The sequence below is a fragment of the Paenibacillus sp. MCAF9 genome (assembly GCF_052114265.1).
Classification (GTDB): Bacteria; Bacillota; Bacilli; order Paenibacillales; family Paenibacillaceae; genus Pristimantibacillus.
Genome location: NZ_JBFREL010000041.1, coordinates 1 through 20,544, shown reverse-complemented (window position 1 = coordinate 20,544; position 20,544 = coordinate 1). Strand labels below are relative to the sequence as shown.

The window sequence follows — 20,544 nt, the reverse complement described above, 5'->3', positions numbered from 1 at the left end:
TCCACTGCATGACAGCAGACAGTGCTTATGGAAACGGATGCGGATAAGGATTAAGCAGCTCATGCGTCAACCTCTCCTTGACGTAACCCAGCTCAGCTGGTATTCGCAGCACCCTCTCAAGTCCTCTCAAGCGGACAAGATGTTGACCAAACGTCATCGGGAGCATACCTGGAATGAGCACCTTTACACAATGGAGCCCATTTCTCAGCGTTTCCTGCGTCGTTTGATCAACAACGATAACTTCTAAATTTAATTCACGGAAAACTTTGAGGAATACGTTTAATTCATCTGTCAAATCTGCATGCTTTGGCCTCGGTTTAAATACCTCTTCGAATCTACGGAGCGGCCTCTCATTTTGAAGAAGGAAGTTCAACCGTTCCTCAGCTTCCTTCAAGCTGTACAGCATCGAATGATCATCCATTTGCCGAACTAGAAAAGGATCATGAAGCATGCGTTCATACTGCTCACGGTTTTCTTCTAACCTCTCATTAAACGCGAGCAGCATGCCAGCGATCTCATGGATGGCTCCTTTTGCTGCCCGCACTGGATCGGGATGCGCCCCAGCAGCACAAATCATATTAACGCCATTTTCCGTTCTGTTTTTGGCAAGCACCCATACACTTGGAATGCCATGCTCCATCGTCGAATCGAATAAATGGACATCATATTGGGTGACATCACGTAAACGCTCCACCATTAAGGTTAATTCCAGATCTCCGGAGGAATAAGGATCTATAGGAACAAGCGGAAGCTGTGCATACCAGGTCATGAGAAATGAATCCCGTTCTACTACTTCCAGTATTCCGTAAAAAACAGCTTCCTCCAAGCTGCCTCCTAACGCACAGCCATTTGAGGTTTCGTATACAAATCCATGGCCGCAGCCAGAGCTGTAATAAGAGAGCAGTTCCGGCACGAGAATAGGCTTCTCCTGCAAAAACGAATAGCCCCACACCCAATCGATTTTTCTGCTCGGGTCGAATGGTTGAAACGGAAAATCGGGACGCTCATACTGTTCCTTCTCGTGCACGCCTACCCGAACGGGATCAAGGGCAATCTCACTCAAATGCTCATAGCTGTCATGAACCGCCGTCCTCTTTCCTCTAGGCGATATACCGCAATAACGTTCTAAACCCTCTAGTATTGCTGTCATTTCACTGTCTGCAAAAGAATTTGTACGGCCAGCGCAGCCTTCATCTCCCGAAAACATCGGTAGAATAATGCTCGAATCCGCAAATGGCGACATCAGATCAATCATTTTTCCGTTCAAAAACCCTGTGCGATTGTCCAGATAATCATTGGCTAATACAGCTTTCAGCTCACTCATCGAACGAGTTCGATAGCTATTTTCGCTAATTTTTGGGCTTGGATGCAACTTAATACGCGAACCTATAGCCGAATCATCAGGTATTTCTCCACAAATCGTACAAAGCGGATCAGGCAAATAAAAATGAACCGAGCTGTTGAGCGTTTGCAAATGTACCAGCTTCACACGATTTTCAAGATGAGCCTTGTTGTTAAGGAGGAAATGTTCAGCTTCAACAGCAATATGATGAGCCACATGCAGAAGCCCGCTTCGAGAAGACCAAATATCCGGATAAACTTCACCGTGCATAAAAAGATGCTGCAGCTCCCACATTTCTTTCCGATCATTTCCAGCCATCAAACGCCGCAGATCAGCGCACTGCGAGCAGCCTGCTGTCCCGGGAATGACAAGCGGACCAATTACGCCCTCACCAAAGGATACAAAGCCGCGCAGCCATGGTGTCCCCGATTGCTTAAACATTTCCTCTGCCATCAGATGAGAAGCTGAATCATAGCCATCGCTCAGTACGAGCGCAAGCTCTGCCGTTTCTGGAACACCAAACGACAGATCACTCACTCGTTCAACCTGACAAAATTCAGATAATAGATCGGTTACGTAATCTGCAAGCAGCCCTTCGCCTACAATTGCCATTTTAGCGCTCACTCTTCTGTCTCCTCTCGGAGCGAGATGCCGAATACTCCCGCCAGCTCCTCATTGAAAAAAGCTTCCGAAGTTAAGTTATACACAAGAAGACGCTTTTGGTTATTTTGTAGATGCATCAAAGCATTCTTCAGAACCTCTCGATGCTCAAATGGATCACACTCGGTTATGGAGAGGTTCACCACTTCGTCTTCCTTCACATTTACAGAAGCCAATTGATTTATTTTCCCTTTAAAGAGAGAATCTTTATTCTGAATGTCCAGCAATGCACCCAATAGAACTCTGCGAAGTGCCCTCGTTTCATTTAAATCAACTGCGTGATACCAGCAATCGTTTGTTCTCAGCCATACAACTGTAAAACCAATTACAGTCTCACTGATGCCAAAGGAAGGTGATCCTTGCATCGTGGTTAGCGCATTTATATAGTAACGACATCGTTCATCCTCAACTTGACTAAGCTTCATCGGCGTGATTGAAGGAGGTTCTGCTTCGTATAGCCTTATCCATTCTTCGGATAAATACTTTTGCAAAGCGCGGCAGACGGCCTCCTCGATCGTCTCCCCTGCTCCTACGCTCATAAGCACAGGCTCTAATGCAGAGCCAATTTCAGGAGTCTGGTTGATGAATATATTTGCCATACGAGACACATAGGCTTCAATTCCAGCAAGCCCCGCTTCTCTGCGTGCCTCCTCATGTCTAATACCGTTGCATACAACTTCCGAGAGCAGCAGCGCTGGGCCTTCTGACAGCGGATCAACGGACTGAACCCGGCATTGCGACAACGGCAGCTGACGCAGCTCTCCTTCCTCCCAAATATGAAAGATGCCCGTCTCCATGGATGTTAATTGACTGAAGAAAGGGAGCAATCCGCTTGAATCACGTTTTCCTGTGCTCTCTTCCGACAGAAGCTCATAATCTTCAACCTTCTTCGCCATTTGTTTTTGATTGACTAACGGATGAGGAAGAAACGGATGCCACTTGCCTTCCAGCGTCTCTAGGTTCAGCAGAAACAGTTTATTATTTTGTAATTTCGTTACACCTGCAGCTGTTTTTAGCCATTCAAAAACGATCACGTTAGCGAGCAGCGATTCCGCAACAGATGAAACAGCATAATCATTTGTTTCCTTATAAATAGAAGCATAATGGACTCTGCGTCTTGCTGATTCCCAGTCACCCTCCGAATTTGAATAGGCGAGCGGAGCCGCTAGACCTGCTTGCCCTAGAATTACAGCCGGCAGCAGCACTTTATTATTTTGTCTACATACTTGATTAAGAGATTGAAGCTCAGCTTCCCCTTCTGGATCTGACACATAAAATATTGCATCGTATGGCTGTATTACTAATGACCATTCCACTCCCCCATCCTTCGGCAAGCTGATCTCGTCCACCTTGATCTCTGAATCGAATGGTCTGTAATGGTGCACCAGCTCCGTAATTCGTCTAGGTCCCGTCGTTTCCGCGTTCATATTGATGAAGTGAAATTGAGGAAGGCCGGATTCAAGTAATGATTTCACTACTGACACCAAAAAATTCCCGTTCCCGACAACAAGCACGCTGGACTTTCGAAACAGCTCAAAACGGTATGCCCCAGACCCATCAAAGCTGTCCAAAAATTCAATCTGAGCCTCATATTGCTTAACAATATGGCTCGGAAGCTGATGCGGCCTATCCTGACTCACATCTTGGACATAGCCATTCGCATACAATACTTTTGCAATCTCATAAACATGATCACGGTATTGATCTGTCAATCCATCCGTTATTTCATGCAATGAATGCTCACCATTAAACACCGGAATTAATTTTTCTATCCATTGATCAATTGTACTGCCTTCCATCCGAAATGAACCGATATTATTGCGGAAATAGACACTTCCGTCCGAGCTCGGGAGAAAAAAAGTATCTCCTCTCACTTTAAGGCGCATAGAAGGATCCAAAATTCATTCCTCCTTATTTTGAAATCTGGCTTTTCGTAACAAGAGTTCCTCTATAAAGATATGTATGGCTATTTGTCCGTCATACCTGCACTCGCATAGAAAGACACCCCAGCATCCCGAAAAGCGTTTGCAGGGGTGTCTTGAACCTTCTATTTACATCTCAATAGTTGACTAACGGCAACGGGCACAGCCAGCACAGCGGGCACAGCCGCCTCCGCAGCGAGCACAGCCACCGCATCTTGCACAACCTCCGCAGCCGCCACAGCCGCCGCATGAACAAAAGCCGATACAAAAACCAATACAAAAGCCAATACACAACCGAGCATTATTGGGATCCATTTGGCCTTGACCCGCATTCGGCGTCATTCCACTCGATTTAAATGCATCCGTGTTCAAATTTTGAAGATCGTTCTTAAATTCATTCATCTTAGTAGCCTCCGTTATATGTTCATGTGATTATCATCGGCATTCACAAAATAGGAAATGAAAATGAGAACAACCCAAACTGGTCATATGCCGATAATCGTTCATGACATATACGTATGAAAAAAGCTCCGCTAGTGTTACTAATCCATTTACCTAATCGCCCAATTTGAAAAGCAACAACTAAAAAAAGAGGCTGTCAACAAGATCAATGACCTTGTGACAGCCTCTCTGCTATCTCGAATTGTTATGCTTCTTCTGCAGTGCGTGGTTTGCGTTTACGGTTCAAGAACTCATAAACGATAGGTACGATAATGAGCGTGAGCAGTGTTGAGCTCGTCAAGCCGCCAATTACGGTAACCGCCATACCTTTAGAAATCAAACCGCCTGATTCGAATCCAAATGCGAGCGGAAGCAACGCACCTACGGTTGCAATTGCCGTCATTAGAATCGGACGAAGACGTGTACCCGCTGCTTCAATAAGTGATTCGCGGACGGAAAGTCCTTCTTTCTCTTTTTGAATAACTCGGTCAACAAGGACGATTGCATTCGTGACCACGATACCAATGAGCATCAGGGCACCAATCATTGCGGTAACGCTCAGTGTTTCTCCTGCAATTAACAGTGCTACTAGCGCACCGATAATCGTAAACGGAAGGGAGAACAGAATTGCGAATGGTGTAAGTCCACCACCAAATGTAATGACAAGTACGAGATAAACGACAGCAATCGCTGCAAGCATCGCTAAGCCTAGCTGCATAAATGACTCATTGATCTGCTCCGTTACTCCGCCCATTTCGATATCGACGCCAGCAGGAAGATCAGTCTCATCAATCATCTTCTGCAAATCTGCCGAAACCTTACCGACATCAGATGAAATTGCATCTGCTGAAACCTCAGCATACATACGACCATCACGTCTTGTTATCGTATTCGGCGACTCACCTTCTTCGATAGTCACGACATCTTTCAAAGCCACTTCAGTACCTAACTGAGTAGTCAATTTCACATTCTCTAGATCTGATTTATTCGTATAGGTTTTTGTATCAACCTTCACAAAAACATTAAATTCCTCGCCATCCACTTCAACTGTCGTCAGAACGGGACGCTCGCGAACAGGACTAAGTGCCATTGCAATCTGGCCTGCTGTTAATCCGTTTTGACTAAGCTTCTCTTGGTTAGCTACAAGGCGATACTGCTCATACGTTTCCGATAAGCTGGAATCAATATTTTTCAAATCCTTATGATCTGCAAGCTTCTTCATAAGGTCATCCACGATAGGTTGAACAGTGTTCATATCCGGACCATACACAAGCATCGATATGCCCGATCCGCCAAGACCTCCGCCTCCGAAGTCCTGCTGTTTCCATTCGCCTTTGCCGCCTAGCTCTTGCAGCATAGGTACAATTTTTTCTTTCTCAGCTGTAAAACCAGCATAATCCTCATCATAGCTCAAGTTAAACAACGCTTGTTTAGAAGCTCCTGGGCTAAATGGATTTTGGCTGCCAACTGCATATTGCACGACGGTAACACCTTCACGATCGAGCAATTTCTTCTCAGCTTCAAGAGCCATTTTCTCTACCTGTTCAAGCGTTTCTCCAGGTGCTGGATTATAGGAAACAATCATCATTTTCTGTTCGTCGCCAGGAATGAAGCTCGTTCCAATCACTGGAAGCAGGAACAGACTTCCGATAAGTAGTAGTGTTGCTAAACCAAAAGTAACCAATTTATGATCAAGCGACCAGCGAAGTGCACCTTTGTACCATTCCGCTAAGCGGCCTGGCTTATCGTGATGCGCCTTGCCAGCTTTCATCCCTTTGCGGAACATCATATGCGCCAGCATTGGAACGACCGTAATGGCAACAAGCAATGATGCTAGTAGAGCAAATACAATCGTTAATGCAAACGGCAGGAACATTTCACCAATCATGCCCGAAACAAGTCCAAGAGGCAGGAATACGGCAATCGTTACGATTGTGGAAGCCAAAATCGGTACGAACATTTCCTTCGTCGCATCAAGAATTAATTCCTTGCCTTTCATCTTCTCTGTAGGGAGCGCCATTCGTCGATATACATTCTCGATAACGACAATCGAGTCATCGATTACCCGCCCAATCGCGACGGTCATCGCACCAAGTGTCATAATGTTCAGTGTAATATCCATCCGACTCAAAATCAGAAGAGCGATCAGGATGGAAAGTGGAATCGAAACGACAGCAATAATCGTGGAACGAATATCGCGCAAGAAAATCATAATGATAATGACAGCGAACAATGCGCCGATTACCGCCTTGCTTAACATCGTGTGAACGGAATCCTCGATCGGCTTGCCTTGATCAAGTGTCGTTACAATAGACAAACCATCATTATTGCCTTCAAGCTCTTTTATTTCTGCTTTTACATTATTAACAACGTCAACCGTATTGGAATCAGCCGCTTTGACGACGTTAAACCCAATGGAGTCTTTGCCATTCGTACGAGAAATAGACTCTGCTTTGCCTACGATGCTTAAATCAGCAACATCGCTAAGCTTAACACCTGGCACGATGACTAAGTTTTTCAAATCACTCTCAGTCGTTATGTTTCCATCAACGACCAGCGCCTTCTCTGTCTCGCCAAATTCATAAATACCTAGCGGTACAGAAATAGCTGACGCTTGGATGATGCCTTTCACCATCTCTTCGGTTAAGCCGATTTGCTTTAGCTTATCCGTTTTGAAGGATAGTTCACCTTCCTTAACATTTTGTCCAGAAACTTGAATGCTCGCTACACCTTCAATACCTTGAAAGCGCGGCAATACATTTTCTTCTATTTCCTTCGTAAGCTGCTCCAAATTCATCTTTTCATTGGAGATACTCATTGCAAGGACAGGGAATGCATTCAAGCTGATACGTGAAACGGATGGGGTTTGCGTTCCTGCTGGAAGCTTAATCTCGGAGAGGATATTTTTAACTTCCGCTTCCGCCTTTTCCATATCTGTCTCATAGGAGTACTCAATAACGACAGATGAAGCATTCTCATAGGATGTTGAGCTAATGACTTTAACACCTTTAAGATTGCGAGTCCGCTGCTCAATCGGCTTCGTAATTTTCTCCATTACCTCTTCAGGTGCAGCACCCGGCAATACAGTTGTGACGCTTACGATTGGAACCGTAATATCGGGCAATGTTTCCATTTTCATATTCATTCCTGAATAAAGTCCAGCAAATAACACAAGCAGCGTCAAAATCCACAAAGCAAATTTGTTATTAAGCGAAAATCGGATGATGCTCTTCAATCTCTCCCACTCCTCATCTTCTATCTATACTTTAAAACGGTAGCCCACTCCCCAAATTGTTTCTATATATTGAGGTTTGGATGGGTCATGCTCAATTTTCTCACGCAGCCTCCGAATATGAACCGTAACCGTAGCTGCGTCTCCATTTGAATCAAGCCCCCAAATACGTTCAAACAACTCTTCTTTCTCAAACACGCGATTAGGGTGTGAAGCTAAAAGCAGCAGAAGCTCATATTCCTTTGAAGTAAGCATCGCTTCCTGCTCATGAATCATGACTCTTCGTGAAGGCTTATCGATAAACAATCCGCGTATGCGAATATGCTCGCCTCGCTCCCCTTTGTCAGCTGTCAAACGCTCGTAACGAGCCAAATGAGCTTTCACGCGTGCTACCAGCTCACTTGGACTGAAGGGCTTGGTCATATAATCGTCAGCGCCAAGTCCTAATCCTCGTATTTTATCAATATCCTCTTTTTTCGCGGTTACCATCAGCACTGGAATATTGATCGTTTGTCTAATTTGTCGACAAATTTCAAAGCCGTCGATTTTAGGAAGCATTACATCTAAAATGATAAGATCAAACTTTCCTTCTAGCGCTTTCTCAAGTCCTATATCACCTCTCCCTTCAATTTGAACGTTAAAACCGTAACTTTCCAAATAATCTCGTTCCAGCTCGGCAATGGCTTTCTCATCTTCAATAATTAGTATGCTCTTCATGACCACCCACCGTTTTGACGGATACTGACTTAGGCAATTTCAGACAGAACAACGCACCTCCATGCTCTGCATTTTCCGCCCAGACCGTTCCGCCGTGCCCTTCAATAATTTGTTTGACGATTGCAAGACCGAGACCACTTCCACCAGTCTCTAAATTGCGTGATTGCTCCGCGCGATAGAAACGATCGAAGATATAAGGCAAATCATCCTTCTCAATGCCGGGACCTGAATCCTCAATTTCAATTAGAGCGTGCTCCTCCAGTTCTGTAACTCGAACAACGATGTTATGTTTCTCGAGACTAGAAGATTGTCCCATATACTTGACACAATTGTTAAGTATATTAGTTAAAACACGGCTTAGCTTGTCAGGATCGGCTGCGATCATCAGCGGATCAGAACCATGCTCGATATAATGCAATCCTACCCCTGATTTTTCCAGATCAAACCGCTGCTCATCCAAAAAATATTCCAAGTAGCGTTTAATGTCCATCACTTTAAAATCAAAGGCAACCGTTTGAAGATCAAGCTTCGAGAATAGGAACAGCTCATCAATTAATTGATCCATATCTGTAGCTTTACGATAGATTGTCTCCATGTAGCGCTTCCGCTTTTCATCCGTGTTCGCGATGCCGTCCATGATCCCTTCGACATATCCTTTAATCGCAGATATTGGCGTTTTCAAATCATGCGAGATATGAGACAGCAGCATTTTACGGTTTTCTTCATACTGAAGGCTTTGATCAATCGACTGCTTCAATCTTACCCTCATATCCTCAAACGCGATGCTAAGCTGTCCGATTTCACCTTTCGTCGTGGCCTCAACCTTGTGCGACAAATCGCCATCCTTAATTTGTAGAGCTGCGGCTTCTAGTTTCTTAATGGGACGAATGATGCTTCTTGATACAAAGTAAGTAAGCAGCAAGCTCGTTAATCCAATAAAAGCTAAACTGAAAGCTGTGCCGACCGGTCTCCAATAGATAGGAACCGTATCATTTCTCCGAAACAGAACAGCACGACCCTCTCCCCCATCAGGATAAATAAAATCGACGGTACTCGTTTCGAATCGAAATGAATTAAATGCAACCTTCGAAGGCGGCTCGTCCAATAATTGCTGCCAATCAGCATGAACAGCTGTCTGCTCCAAGAAAGGCGCTACAGAAGTAATCTTCCCATCCCTGGAAATAAGAAGTCCTGCCCACAGCTTGCCTAACCGCTCTTGAATTTCGGCTACGTATTCCTTCTTCTCGAGCTCGCCGGAATCATTGCGAAGCACATAGGATAATTCGCCATACACCAAGGCTTGAAGATAAGGCTCTCTGTTCTCATTTTCATAATAATGACGAACATCCTCAACTCCGCGAGCATAAAAGATAAATATCATAAAAGCACTCATTAATATGATCGGTACAAAAATCATCGCCAAGTATGACATATACAGCTTTACTCGAATGGACAATCTTGTTCACGCCTCGCTGCTGCTTTTTTGTTAAGTGTGTTTCTGTCGTTGTTTCTATGGTTAATCATAACGGCTATTTCTAAACGAATTTGTAACCATTTCTTACAAAAGTATTACGTTTGATGATTTTGTTTATTTAATTAACGACGTTTTTATTTAATGCGATAAAATAATTATTCGCTTAGTGTACCGAACTTAGGCAGCGGCCATATCCGGAATACGGCTTTGCCTTCGATGCTGGATCTAGCAATTGGACCAAGTTCACGGCTATCCATACTATGCTCACGATTGTCACCCATAACAAACAGTTGTCCTTCTTTAACTGTAAAAGGCACTGAAACACTGCCAGCTACTGTCTGACCCTTAACATATTGCTCTTCGATTTTTTCTCCATTCAAATATACTTCCCCGTTTTGGATATCAACCACGTCTCCAGGCAAGCCTACGACACGTTTAATTAAACGCAAATCGCTCTCTGGTCCGCTAATAATAACAATGTCGCCGTGACGAGGTTCATGAAGCCGGTAAGACCATTTGTCTTCGATTAATCGTTGTCCAGCGACCAGCGTATTTTGCATAGATACATTATGTACTTCCGATTGAGCATAGACATAGTTTTGGAACAGCAGCGCTACAACGACGGCAATACCAAGCGAGACGACCCATTCTCTTACTTCTTTCATCCAGCTTTTTGTTTTGCGTTTTTCTGTTTGCATGAACATTCTCCTCATCAGTTAGTGTTTTTTTCTTGTAAAAATAATAATAATTGTCTACCTAATACGTTCTTTGCTGTACAAAGTTTTCATTATAGCGCCCAAAATAGGAAGTGACAACCGAACCAGACTTGCGATAAAGTGAAAGCGAAGGGGGCTTCCACAACGATGAATCAAATCTCTGGAGCACAAAGATTGCTTTTTACTGCTATAACCATTTTATATTGGACTTCCATGTATGTATATGTCCCTACGCTTTCACCTTACCTTAGTGATCGGGGATTGTCCTTGCCTTTTATCGGCATCGTGCTTGGAAGCTATGGTTTTGTTCAAATGTTCGTAAGATTTCCGCTCGGCATTTTGTCAGATCGTTTTGGAAAGCGCAAGCCTTTCATCCTATTAGGAATGTTAACCGCTGCGATAAGCTGCTTGCTGTTCCTCATCCCTGATTCATGGGTATGGCCGCTTGCTGGCAGATTGATGGCAGGCGTTTGCGCATCTACTTGGGTCGCGTTCACCGTGCTTTATGCCAGCTATTTTGGAGCCGGGCAGACAGGTCGTGCAATGGGCAATATTAGCGTGATGACGGTATCCGGACAAATGATCGGCATGCTCTTTAGCGGATGGTTAACGGATGGTTTTAGCTCAAGTGCTCCATTTATTGTAGGCGCTGTCATTGCTGTCCTTGGTCTAGTGCTCGCTTTCATGCTGAAAGAGCCTCGCTCGGAGCTGAAAGAACAGCCAGGAATGTCGTTTGCCATGATCAAAAATGTGGTAAAAACTAAAACATTGCTGCAGGTTTCTTTGTTGTCCATCCTTGCTCATGGCATTCTTTTTATAACGATGTTCGGATTTACACCTCTCAAAGCTCAAGAAATGGGTGCAGACGGTCTGAAGCTCACTTTGCTCGTATTTTCTTTTATGCTCCCCCATGCTTTTGCCTCACTCGTTACAGCGAGGTGGTTTACGCCTAAATTCGGCTATTGGGGTACGATTGGCGCTGGCTTTATATTGAGTACCATTTGCACAGGAGCAATGGTGTTTGCGGATTCTTTTGGTGTACTTGTCGCAACGCAAGCGATTAATGGTTTTGCGCAAGGCTTACATATGCCGCTTCTGCTGGGACTGGCGATTCGAGATGTCGAGCTTCCTGGCCGTGCAACAGCAATGGGCTTATATCAAGCGCTATATGCCATTGGAATGTTCTCTGGACCATTCCTTGCTGGTTGGCTCAATGAAAGCTGGGGATTGAACGGAGGTTTCCTATTTGGCTCGCTGCTTGGAGCTGTCGCATTTGCACTTGTAATCAAGTGGGCGATGTCAGATCGCAAAGCTAAGTTTGCCGCACTCACGAATCATGCAGAGGAGGTAAGCGGATGATTAAGCCGCAGCTCGTGCTCGATATTGGAGGCGTGCTGGCGACAAACCTGTCGCCGCTCTTCTGGCAGCTGCTGGCTGCGGAAGCGATCGTTTCTGAAGAACAACTTTACTCCGAATATAAGCAGCAAATTAGCGAGCGGCTATGGACAGGCCAAATAACAGAGAAACAATTTTGGCGCTGGATTGCTGAATATACGCCAAACTTAACTAGTGCGCAAACCAGAAGTTTTATCGATAGATGCCTACTGCCGCTCCCTGCCCTTGCAGAAATCGGCAATTGGAATGCTGTTGCTGATATTCATGTGTTAAGTAATCATTTACCTGCATGGGTTGAACCCATCATCACACCTATCAAGCCTTATTTGAAAAGTATTACGATCTCAAGTGAAGCAGCACTCCAAAAACCTCATCCAGCTATTTTTGACAAAGTAAATGAACAGCTGCCGCCTGAGAGCTTTGTTTTATTTGTTGATGATCATCCTAAAAACACAAAGCAAGCAGCGCTGCACGGATGGCATACGCTGCTTGCCGATGAAGATGGACGTTGGATTTCGCAGGTTCTCCCTCTTTTAAAACAATACAGCAATAAGAAATAGCAATGAGCCTGCTGCTGCTGCAATACTCATTAGACGAGCATCTGCTCGCCTAAAGCGAAGCCGAAAGCTATAAGTCGGCTTTCGCTTCGCATAACCAAAGCCGCGTGCTTCAAGCGCATCCGCCATTTGCTCCGCAAGACGCAATATTGAACGTACGTAGGGAATAAGAATCGGTAGAAGCCTTTTCATCGGTACCGTCTTAAGAGGCGTAACCGCCTTTCCTCTCGCATGAGCCAGCTTCGCAAATCGCTCCCACTCTCCTGTTAGTAAAGGAATAAACCGAAAAATAAGTGTGACGATGATTGCAAAGGAATGAATGGGCACCTTCAGCCTCTCTAGGATACCAAAGGTTTGCTCAAGCGAGCGCTGAAGCCGTAAAGGCGTCATCAGCTTTAGCATAGGCAGGCCTAAAAGCATAATCAACAAAAGCTTGCCTAATCGGCTAACTATTGGCCAAACCTTGTCCAAATCAAAGGAAAGCGGACGAATGCCAATGCCTGCTATTACGCAAAAAATAATAATCATAATGGCATACGCGCGAATGACTCGTCTCCAAGGCCAAATGAGTGTACGAAACGGAATTAAAAGCAATATCGTTGAAACAGCTGCGACCGTTAGCTCCAATGCTGTTTTTTGCGCAAAAATGCTCGCAGATAGAAATAAATAAACGAGTATAAGCGCACGAGGATCAAAATAATCTGAACGCAGCAAAACCGATGGTTTAGCGGCTCCCAATTGTGAACCCTCTGTTATCGTTTTTTCAGCGAGCTTACCTTTTGGTTCTTCTTTTGGTTCTTCTTTTGGTTCTTCTTTTGAAAATGTGTTTGGCTTGTTGTGCTCAGTATTTACGTTGCTTGCTATACCATTTGTTACAACTACGGCTGCTGCTTCTGATTTCTGGCTGTCTCGACTCGCGAGTGCAATTGAAATCGCCGCAGCAAGCTCTTGCGGCGCCGGCCAAGGCGCCTCATCCGCGTCTGCGCGCTGGATGAACTGCTCCAGCGGCATAGCCGCTTCCTCGCGCAGCGTGTCCAGCGCGCGAAGCGCCTGCGGCGCAGAGGCGGCATGCGCGATCGCCGCCGCCTTAGCCGCTGCGCGGACCGTGCCGCCGTCAACAACGGCGACCGCGTCCGCCAGCGGCAGCAGCGCGTCGAGGTCGTGCGTTGCCACGACCGCTCCGCGCCCCGCCGCCCTGTGCGCTTCCAGCACCGCGCACAAGCGGCGAATACCGACGGCGTCTAACCCCGCCGTCGGCTCATCCAGCAGCAGCCAATCCGGCTCACACGCCAATAAGCAGGCGAGTGACAGCCGTCGCTGCTGACCGCCGCTGAGCGTCCATGGATCACGCTCTAACACCTCCACTGGAAGCCCTACTCTCGCAAGAGCTTCCGCGATTCTCTCCTCGATTATGGATGAATCGAGCTTATAGGGCTTAAGAGAATAAACCATTTCTTCTCGTACAGATGACGCAAACCACTGTGACTCCGCATTTTGCATCGATATGCCAAGCTTAAGCACCACTTCTGGATTTAGACGGCTGCGGCGGCCATTCTCCATCCATAGCTGATCGGTGCCCAGCTCAATATTACCGCTTTGAATCGATCGTATGCCCGCCAATGTCTCAAGCAGCGTTGACTTCCCAGCACCATTTCGCCCGATTAAAAGTGTGATTTCACCTGCTTTAAAGGACGTATGTACTTCTTTTAGCAGCTGTTTTTCTTTGTCATTCTCCGCGTCCACGCTAACGCCGTTTAACTGCCAGTCAGCGCCCATATTGCTTCACCGCCTCTGCCAGCATAGTTGCTGTGAACGGAAAAGGCGAAAGCTTCACACCATGCTCCTCTAACTCCCATGCCACCTGAGCACAATAAGGAGGCTCCAAACCAAGCTGCTCACAAAAACTATCCCTTGCTCCCGCAGCCGATCTAGCAAACCAGGCTTCTACCCCGCCATCGTACATAATCGTACCGGCATTCATCGCAACGATTCGATCTCCCGCCTGCAGTTCCTCCAGCTTCTGCGTAATCCAAATGACCGTAATTCCGGCTTGCTGCAAACTTCTTGTTTGCTCCAGCACAGAGATTGCTGCTTCTGGGTCCAGCATCGCTGTTACCTCATCAAGCACAAGCATGGGCGCTTTTAATGCCAAACATCCCGCAATCGCAACCAGCTGCTTCTGCCCTCCGGATAAGGTTTCAATCGGTTGATGCATTCTCTCACCCATGCCTACTCTTTGCAGCGCGTGCTCGGCTTCAGATCGAATACTAGCCGCTTCCTGCTCATTCTGCTCCAGCATGACAATAATATCCTCGAGCGGCGTTGCTCCGATCATCGCTGCCTCAGGCTGCTGCATAACAATTGGAATCGGCTTCCCCTTTGCAGCAGTATGAATGTTCCTTAATACTTGACCGCTGACGCCTGCTACCCGAAAACCAGCAGCTACTTTCGCAACTGTGCTTTTCCCGCTTCCATTGCAGCCAAGCAGAGTAATCCATTCTCCCTCTTTTATAACAAGCGAAATATCTTTTATTATTGGTTTCCGTTTTTGTCCTTCACCTATTGCCGGAGGCGTAACGGTAACCTGCTTCAATTGTACCTGATTGCTCTGATTCAAAAAATTTCACCCAACCTCTTCCCGAAAACGATAGGCTATGCTACAATTCGATTTGTTAACCTGTTTTAAATATAAATGGTTAACAATAATATCGCAAGTACATAAAGGAGACTAACATCATTATGCAAACCAGCAACATTCGTTCACTCGTCTTTATTTCTTTGTTCGCAGCTTTGTTTATCGTCATGAGCTCTTTGACAATTAAGTTCGGCGGCTCATTTGTCCCGATTACTCTTCAAACCTTGGCTGTTGGATTAGCCGGTCTCTTTCTGACGCCGCGCAACGCTTTCCTCAGCATATTTATCGTCATTTTGCTTGCTGCTATCGGCCTGCCCCTATTTAGTGGGCAAGGCGGTATCCCTCATCTAACAGGACCTACTGGCGGCTTTATATTCGCCTTCCCATTCTGTTCGCTATTGGTTAGCCTAGCGATTGGCGGATTTCTACGCAGTAAAATGTCAAAGGGAAATAAAGCCTTAGCTTTTATTGTTTTTTTCATCATTTTCGAGCTATTCAGCTCCATCACCTCATACATTCCAGGCATTCCATGGCTTATGAATTCTCTGGACCTTTCGTTCCAGAAAGCGATGACGGTCGGATTCTATCCGTTCATTATCGGTGATGCACTAAAATCATTGGCAGGTGCTATTTTAGCAACCTCTTTAACACCTTACATTGTCCACATTCGCTCGTCAACCGTAAGAAATAGCGAAGAGAAAACAACTTTTAATGTTTAAAACCGCTGTTCTATGAAAGCAAAAAACCGCTTTATCCGATTAGAAATCTTGAATCGGAATATAGCGGTTTTTGTTTTAGACATCTACTTCGAAATGCCTCGTGAGTTATTTTCCTAAAGTTCTTAAAATGTTCCCGCGATATTCAGTATCCTTTTCTTTCAATTCAAAAACCTTATTCTGTACCGATATATTCATATATATTTCGCAATACAAATCAAGCTCATTATTATCATCGAAAAAGACCTTAAACTTAATATCTTCATTTGCAATATTTCTAGGGTCACCCTCTAGTGCAAAACATGTAAATGAGATTTCATCATCACACTTTAGCTCTCCCTCATAGCCATAAAGCTCCAACAAAGCCTTAATGAACGCATCTGATTCTTTACCAATTGATTTAAGAGTTATTCCCTCAAAATAAAATGCCTCTTGATTGATTTCTCCCTGATTCCATCCAGGAATCATATCCTTGTTTATTAGCACTTCAAAGCCAACAATTTCATTTCCATATTGACCATGAACAAGAAAATAATTTTGATGATTTATCACATGACTTTCAACGATATCGAATTCTAAATCTTGAAAATCTTCTTCAGTGTTTTGGTTTATTTGTCTATATTTCATATGACTTAATCCCTTCCGCCAGTTATATTAATTTGAAAAAAAGTTACATTTCATATGTAAAAATGAAAGCCGCATGTCTGCATCCCAAAAAAGGAGCTGCAAAACATACGGCTTATAACTCTGGTCTAGCTTATTTTAGTCGCTGCACTCTTCAGGAGCTGGCTCTGACGCATCCTCAACGTTGATTTTCTCTGACACTGTATCACGGATGATCGAAATAACGAGCTGAAGCAAATAATTGATGTCGCTTTGACTTTGTTGGAACTCGGATACGATAGGAATGCCATCAAGCTCGTCCTGCAGCTCTTCCATTTCGCCTTCGATCTTTTTAACCATGTCTGCATTTTTGAAAGTGGTCTCGAAAGCAACAACTTCCTTTTGTTTTTTCTTAATTTTTGTAATCAACTGCTGCACGCGCTCATTGCCGTTAATTTGCAGCTCTGCACGGCGGTAGTGCTGTACTTCCTCTGAAGTAAAGATGAGATTTGCTAATTCTTTCGCTTTTTTCGAAATATCCTCTCGAACGATGAGATCGCGAGTATGGAAACTCGGAATTCCACAGCCTTCGCCATGCTCATGATCATGGTCACATTGCTCTGCTTGATTTTCTGCTGTATGCTGCTCTGCCATTTGTCATCTCTCCTGTTTTACCGTTAGCTAACGGCTTCTTGTGCATCCTGTTCTATACTTTCGGCTTTGATATACCAAGTTTGCGCCTCGGTAACCTTAGCCATAATAAACTGGCCAACCCATTCCTTTGGACCTTCCAAATGCACTAATTTATTCGTACGCGTCCGTCCGGAAAGGACATTAGCGTTGTTTTTGCTTTCGCCTTCAATGAGAACCTCGACAATTTCGCCGCGAAGCTGCTCATTTTTTTCTCTCGCATTTGCAGCAAGCTGCGCATTGAGACGCTGTAAACGAGCTTTTTTCACCTCTAGCGGAACGTTATCTTCCATACTAGCGGCAGGTGTACCCTCACGCGGAGAGTAAAGGAAAGTATAAGCCGAATCAAAGCCAACTTCTTTCACCAGCGTCATCGTATCCTCAAACTGCTCGTCTGTTTCACCAGGGAAACCGACGATTATATCTGAAGTGAGCATCGCACCCGGTATTGCCTTTTTAATTTTAGCAACCAGCTCTAGATACATCTCGCGAGAATACTTGCGGCTCATTCGTTTCAATATTTCGGTGCTGCCGGACTGTACAGGCAAATGAATATGCTCAACCAAATTGCCGCCGGTTCCAAGCACCTCAATCAAATGATCGTCAAAATCACGCGGATGGCTCGTCATAAAGCGAATACGCGGAATGTCAATTTTGGACATATCATGCATCAGATCGCCAAAGCGATAGTTGATGTCCTCAAAGTCCTTGCCGTAAGCATTAACATTTTGCCCAAGCAATGTAATTTCTTTAAATCCACGTCTAGCTAAGTCGCGCACTTCAGCGATAACATCTTCTGGACGTCTGCTGCGCTCTTTCCCGCGTGTATAGGGCACGATGCAATACGTACAAAACTTATCGCATCCGTACATAATATTAACCCAAGCACGCATTCCTTCGCGTTTCTTAGGCATATTTTCGATAATATCGCCTTCCTTGGACCATACCTCAACGACCAGCTCTTTACTGAAATAAGCATTTTGCAGCAAGTACGGAAGTCTATGAATGTTATGCGTACCAAAGATCATATCTACAAAAGAATGCTTTTGCAAAATACGTCCTACAACCGATTCTTCCTGTGACATACAGCCGCAAACACCTAACAGCAAATCCGGCTTCTCCGTCTTCAGCGCTTTCAAATGGCCAAGCTCGCCAAACACTTTATCTTCAGCATTCTCACGAATGGCACATGTATTAAGTAAGATCACATCCGCAAGATTTCGATCCTCTGTAGCTGTATATCCCATTTCTTCGAACATGCCCTTCATGACTTCGGTGTCATGCTCGTTCATTTGGCAGCCATACGTTTGAATTAAATAAAACTTGCCTATACCCATCGATCGAAGCTCAGCAGGAATCGCAAAGTCATAATGCACCTCGATATCCTCTTTGCCCCGCTTCTTCTCATCCTTGTGATTGGGAGCAGAGTTGATTTGTATATTCCGACCTTTAATTCGAACGGTAGTCATGCCATCTTCTTCTCGTAAAATCTTTGCATCCGAAAAATCGAAATACTTGGAGTAGTCCTTAACACCCGTGCCAGATTTTAAGTCTGGTGTGCTTTTGGTCTCCTTCGTCATGGGGATTCACTTCCTTTATCTGCAATTTCCATAATCAATTATATTTATTCATTTGAACATATCAATTAGAAATTATATCATAACGCCCCCGCCTAATCCATCGCAAGCAAATCAAAAAAAAGCTTATAGAAATGGTTTCTTTCTTTTACTATCATTTTTATTGATATCTATCGTCAAATGGCAGCCATACAATGGACATTGATTAATGTTTTAGAACCCACATTGCAATGTCATAATTTACATGCTAAAGTTAATATATTGATTATTGATTAAAGTTACCTTATTCAAACGAAAAAGGAGTAGTTTTATGCCAGGAAAAAAAATAAAAATTGCTGTGCCCGACGAAGAAGGACAGGTTTCCATCATGTTTTCCCGTGGAGGACCTCGTGCTGGAGCCGGAAGAAAGGGATTTGGGGAGACTAAAAAAATTTCTTTAACGCTCACCAATGAGGTCTGGAGCGAGCTCGAAAATCAGTGCAAAACATCTGGTCTCTCCCGATCTGAAGTAATTCGCGGAATAATAGAGTCATCATTAAATACACACGACAAATTATTGTAAAGACGGGTGACAATCATGCTTGTTGAAGTGAGACAGCAATCGTTGCATATTGGACTTCAGCATATTGCTGCTGGTTTGGCATTAAGAGCAGTTTCCCCTATTCTTTCAGGCATTAAAATTCAAGCCGGAGCCCATGGTCTTTCTCTCACAGCCTGCAATGCATCTATGGCTCTTCAATATATTATCCCTTGTCATTGTGACCAGCTTAAAATTGATAAAGAAGGAAGTACAGTTATCCCCGCTCGTCTTTTGCTCGATATTGTCCGCAGTTTTTCAACTGAAAGCAAAGTAAAGCTCGCAGAGTTAAAACATAATTTTATACATATTGAATCAGATCATTCTATATACAGTCTGGCTACAATGGATGTTTCACAATTTCCAGATATGCGCAGCTTGGAGAATAAAGCTAAATTTCAAATCGATAATATAGCGTTTAAAAAGATTGTGAAGCAAGTTTCGTTTGCAGCTTCCACATCTGAAGCGAAACCGATATTGACAGGCATTTCTTGTCAAACCATTAATGGAAAGCTGAGGCTTTCTGCTACCGATGGCGTTCGGCTTGCTACAAGCACCTCAAATCTAAGTGAAAACAGCTCAGATTCAGTTCCGTTTGTTATTCCAGCAAAACATTTGTCCGATTATTCCAAAATGTTGTCAGATGGATCTAGCAAAACACAAATTACGATTTCAGACCAGGTCATTTCCTTCAACACATTAAATTTCAGTATGCAATCGCTGCTTATTCAAGGAACATTTCCTGTAGTTGAAAGATTGGTGCCACAAACCTTTTCAACAGAAATAACGATGAACACCGCTCCTTTTCTTCGGGCCGTCCAACGCGTCAGCTTGCTCGTTAGTGATACACATGCCATCGGGATGCGTATTTCATCTTGTGAAGTCGAATTATTTGCAGCAGCAGCTGAGATAGGTGATGTCTCGGAAAAGTTCGCCATTAACCATATTTTTGGTGAGCCGATTGTTGTTTTTTTCAATGGAAAATATATGAGAGATATTTTGCAAGCTATTGACAGCACACAAGTGTTGTTGCGATTTACAGGAAAAAATAAACCGATATTAGTCAGGCCGACCAACAACGAGGATACACTATACATTATTTCTCCAGTGCTGACTGCGCATCAGCTATAATTTCAAGACAAATAAAAGAGGGTGTCCCAAAAGCCATAGGCTTTAGAGGCACCCTCTTCAAAGTTTTGAAATCTGTAAAAAACAAAGAAACCAACCTTTGGTAAAATGGAGGTACCACCCAACCATCTTCGAAAGGAAGGTTTCTATGTACATTCAATA

At 44.3% G+C, this 20,544-nt stretch carries 18 protein-coding genes; 5 read left to right on the top strand and 13 right to left on the bottom strand.

From position 1 onward, the window contains the following. Positions 1 to 25: 25 nt before the first annotated feature. From AB4Z45_RS30470 to lepB, 7 genes are all read right to left on the bottom strand, one after another. On the bottom strand, positions 26 to 1,966 hold the full coding sequence (locus tag AB4Z45_RS30470; protein WP_441913157.1) for a TOMM precursor leader peptide-binding protein: 1,941 nt from the start codon (positions 1,964 to 1,966) through the stop codon (positions 26 to 28). After that, complete coding sequence (locus AB4Z45_RS30465) at positions 1,963 to 3,900, bottom strand: putative thiazole-containing bacteriocin maturation protein (RefSeq protein ID WP_441913155.1); 1,938 nt, start codon at positions 3,898 to 3,900, stop codon at positions 1,963 to 1,965. The genes AB4Z45_RS30470 and AB4Z45_RS30465 overlap by 4 nt, the downstream gene beginning before the upstream one ends. Before the next feature lie 171 nt (positions 3,901 to 4,071). Then, on the bottom strand, positions 4,072 to 4,326 hold the full coding sequence (locus AB4Z45_RS30460; RefSeq protein WP_076269248.1) for a hypothetical protein: 255 nt from the start codon (positions 4,324 to 4,326) through the stop codon (positions 4,072 to 4,074). 244 nt (positions 4,327 to 4,570) lie between these two features. After that, positions 4,571 to 7,600: an efflux RND transporter permease subunit gene (locus AB4Z45_RS30455; protein ID WP_441913153.1), complete on the bottom strand. Its 3,030-nt coding sequence runs from the start codon at positions 7,598 to 7,600 to the stop codon at positions 4,571 to 4,573. Positions 7,601 to 7,624: 24 nt separating this feature from the next. Further along, entirely contained in the window at positions 7,625 to 8,314 is a 690-nt protein-coding gene (locus AB4Z45_RS30450; protein ID WP_076269246.1) for a response regulator transcription factor, read from the bottom strand. Continuing rightward, positions 8,292 to 9,770 (bottom strand): sensor histidine kinase, encoded by a 1,479-nt coding sequence (locus tag AB4Z45_RS30445; protein ID WP_441913151.1) that lies wholly within the window; start codon positions 9,768 to 9,770, stop codon positions 8,292 to 8,294. Before AB4Z45_RS30445 ends, AB4Z45_RS30450 begins: the two co-directional genes overlap by 23 nt. Before the next feature lie 173 nt (positions 9,771 to 9,943). Continuing rightward, positions 9,944 to 10,486: a signal peptidase I gene (lepB, locus tag AB4Z45_RS30440; protein ID WP_339209012.1), complete on the bottom strand. Its 543-nt coding sequence runs from the start codon at positions 10,484 to 10,486 to the stop codon at positions 9,944 to 9,946. Positions 10,487 to 10,651: 165 nt separating this feature from the next. Here lepB and AB4Z45_RS30435 point away from each other — a divergent pair, with 165 nt between their 5' ends. Continuing rightward, the gene (locus AB4Z45_RS30435) at positions 10,652 to 11,863 is read left to right on the top strand and encodes an MFS transporter (protein WP_441913149.1); all 1,212 of its coding nucleotides are present in this window, start codon (positions 10,652 to 10,654) and stop codon (positions 11,861 to 11,863) included. Next, positions 11,860 to 12,459, top strand: a complete 600-nt coding sequence (locus tag AB4Z45_RS30430) for an HAD family hydrolase (RefSeq protein ID WP_441913147.1) — start codon at positions 11,860 to 11,862, stop codon at positions 12,457 to 12,459. Before AB4Z45_RS30435 ends, AB4Z45_RS30430 begins: the two co-directional genes overlap by 4 nt. Here the strand turns inward: AB4Z45_RS30430 and AB4Z45_RS30425 are convergent. Next, a complete protein-coding gene (locus AB4Z45_RS30425; RefSeq protein ID WP_441913145.1) occupies positions 12,433 to 14,232 on the bottom strand; it encodes an ATP-binding cassette domain-containing protein in 1,800 nt (599 codons plus the stop codon). The two genes, AB4Z45_RS30430 and AB4Z45_RS30425, sit on opposite strands and share 27 nt — an antisense overlap. After that, positions 14,222 to 15,073, bottom strand: coding sequence for an ATP-binding cassette domain-containing protein (locus AB4Z45_RS30420; RefSeq protein ID WP_441913143.1), 852 nt, complete (start codon positions 15,071 to 15,073; stop codon positions 14,222 to 14,224). The genes AB4Z45_RS30425 and AB4Z45_RS30420 overlap by 11 nt, the downstream gene beginning before the upstream one ends. A gap of 122 nt (positions 15,074 to 15,195) precedes the next feature. Between AB4Z45_RS30420 and AB4Z45_RS30415 the strand changes: the two genes are divergently transcribed. After that, complete coding sequence (locus AB4Z45_RS30415) at positions 15,196 to 15,810, top strand: biotin transporter BioY (protein ID WP_441913141.1); 615 nt, start codon at positions 15,196 to 15,198, stop codon at positions 15,808 to 15,810. Between the two features lie 105 nt (positions 15,811 to 15,915). On the opposite strand, the gene AB4Z45_RS30410 is transcribed toward AB4Z45_RS30415, so the two are convergent. From AB4Z45_RS30410 to miaB, 3 genes are all read right to left on the bottom strand, one after another. Continuing rightward, positions 15,916 to 16,434 (bottom strand): hypothetical protein, encoded by a 519-nt coding sequence (locus AB4Z45_RS30410; RefSeq protein WP_441913139.1) that lies wholly within the window; start codon positions 16,432 to 16,434, stop codon positions 15,916 to 15,918. A gap of 135 nt (positions 16,435 to 16,569) precedes the next feature. Then, complete coding sequence (locus AB4Z45_RS30405) at positions 16,570 to 17,064, bottom strand: RicAFT regulatory complex protein RicA family protein (protein WP_441913137.1); 495 nt, start codon at positions 17,062 to 17,064, stop codon at positions 16,570 to 16,572. Between the two features lie 23 nt (positions 17,065 to 17,087). After that, positions 17,088 to 18,680: a tRNA (N6-isopentenyl adenosine(37)-C2)-methylthiotransferase MiaB gene (miaB, locus tag AB4Z45_RS30400; RefSeq protein ID WP_430054880.1), complete on the bottom strand. Its 1,593-nt coding sequence runs from the start codon at positions 18,678 to 18,680 to the stop codon at positions 17,088 to 17,090. A 307-nt stretch (positions 18,681 to 18,987) separates the two neighbouring features. Here miaB and AB4Z45_RS30395 point away from each other — a divergent pair, with 307 nt between their 5' ends. Continuing rightward, complete coding sequence (locus tag AB4Z45_RS30395) at positions 18,988 to 19,239, top strand: CopG family transcriptional regulator (RefSeq protein WP_441913135.1); 252 nt, start codon at positions 18,988 to 18,990, stop codon at positions 19,237 to 19,239. 15 nt (positions 19,240 to 19,254) lie between these two features. Then, positions 19,255 to 20,385: a DNA polymerase III subunit beta gene (gene dnaN / locus AB4Z45_RS30390; RefSeq protein ID WP_441913133.1), complete on the top strand. Its 1,131-nt coding sequence runs from the start codon at positions 19,255 to 19,257 to the stop codon at positions 20,383 to 20,385. On the opposite strand, the gene AB4Z45_RS30385 is transcribed toward dnaN, so the two are convergent. Further along, a partial coding sequence (locus AB4Z45_RS30385) for a hypothetical protein (protein ID WP_441913131.1) occupies positions 20,351 to 20,544 on the bottom strand: 194 nt, incomplete at its 5' end. The genes dnaN and AB4Z45_RS30385 overlap by 35 nt on opposite strands.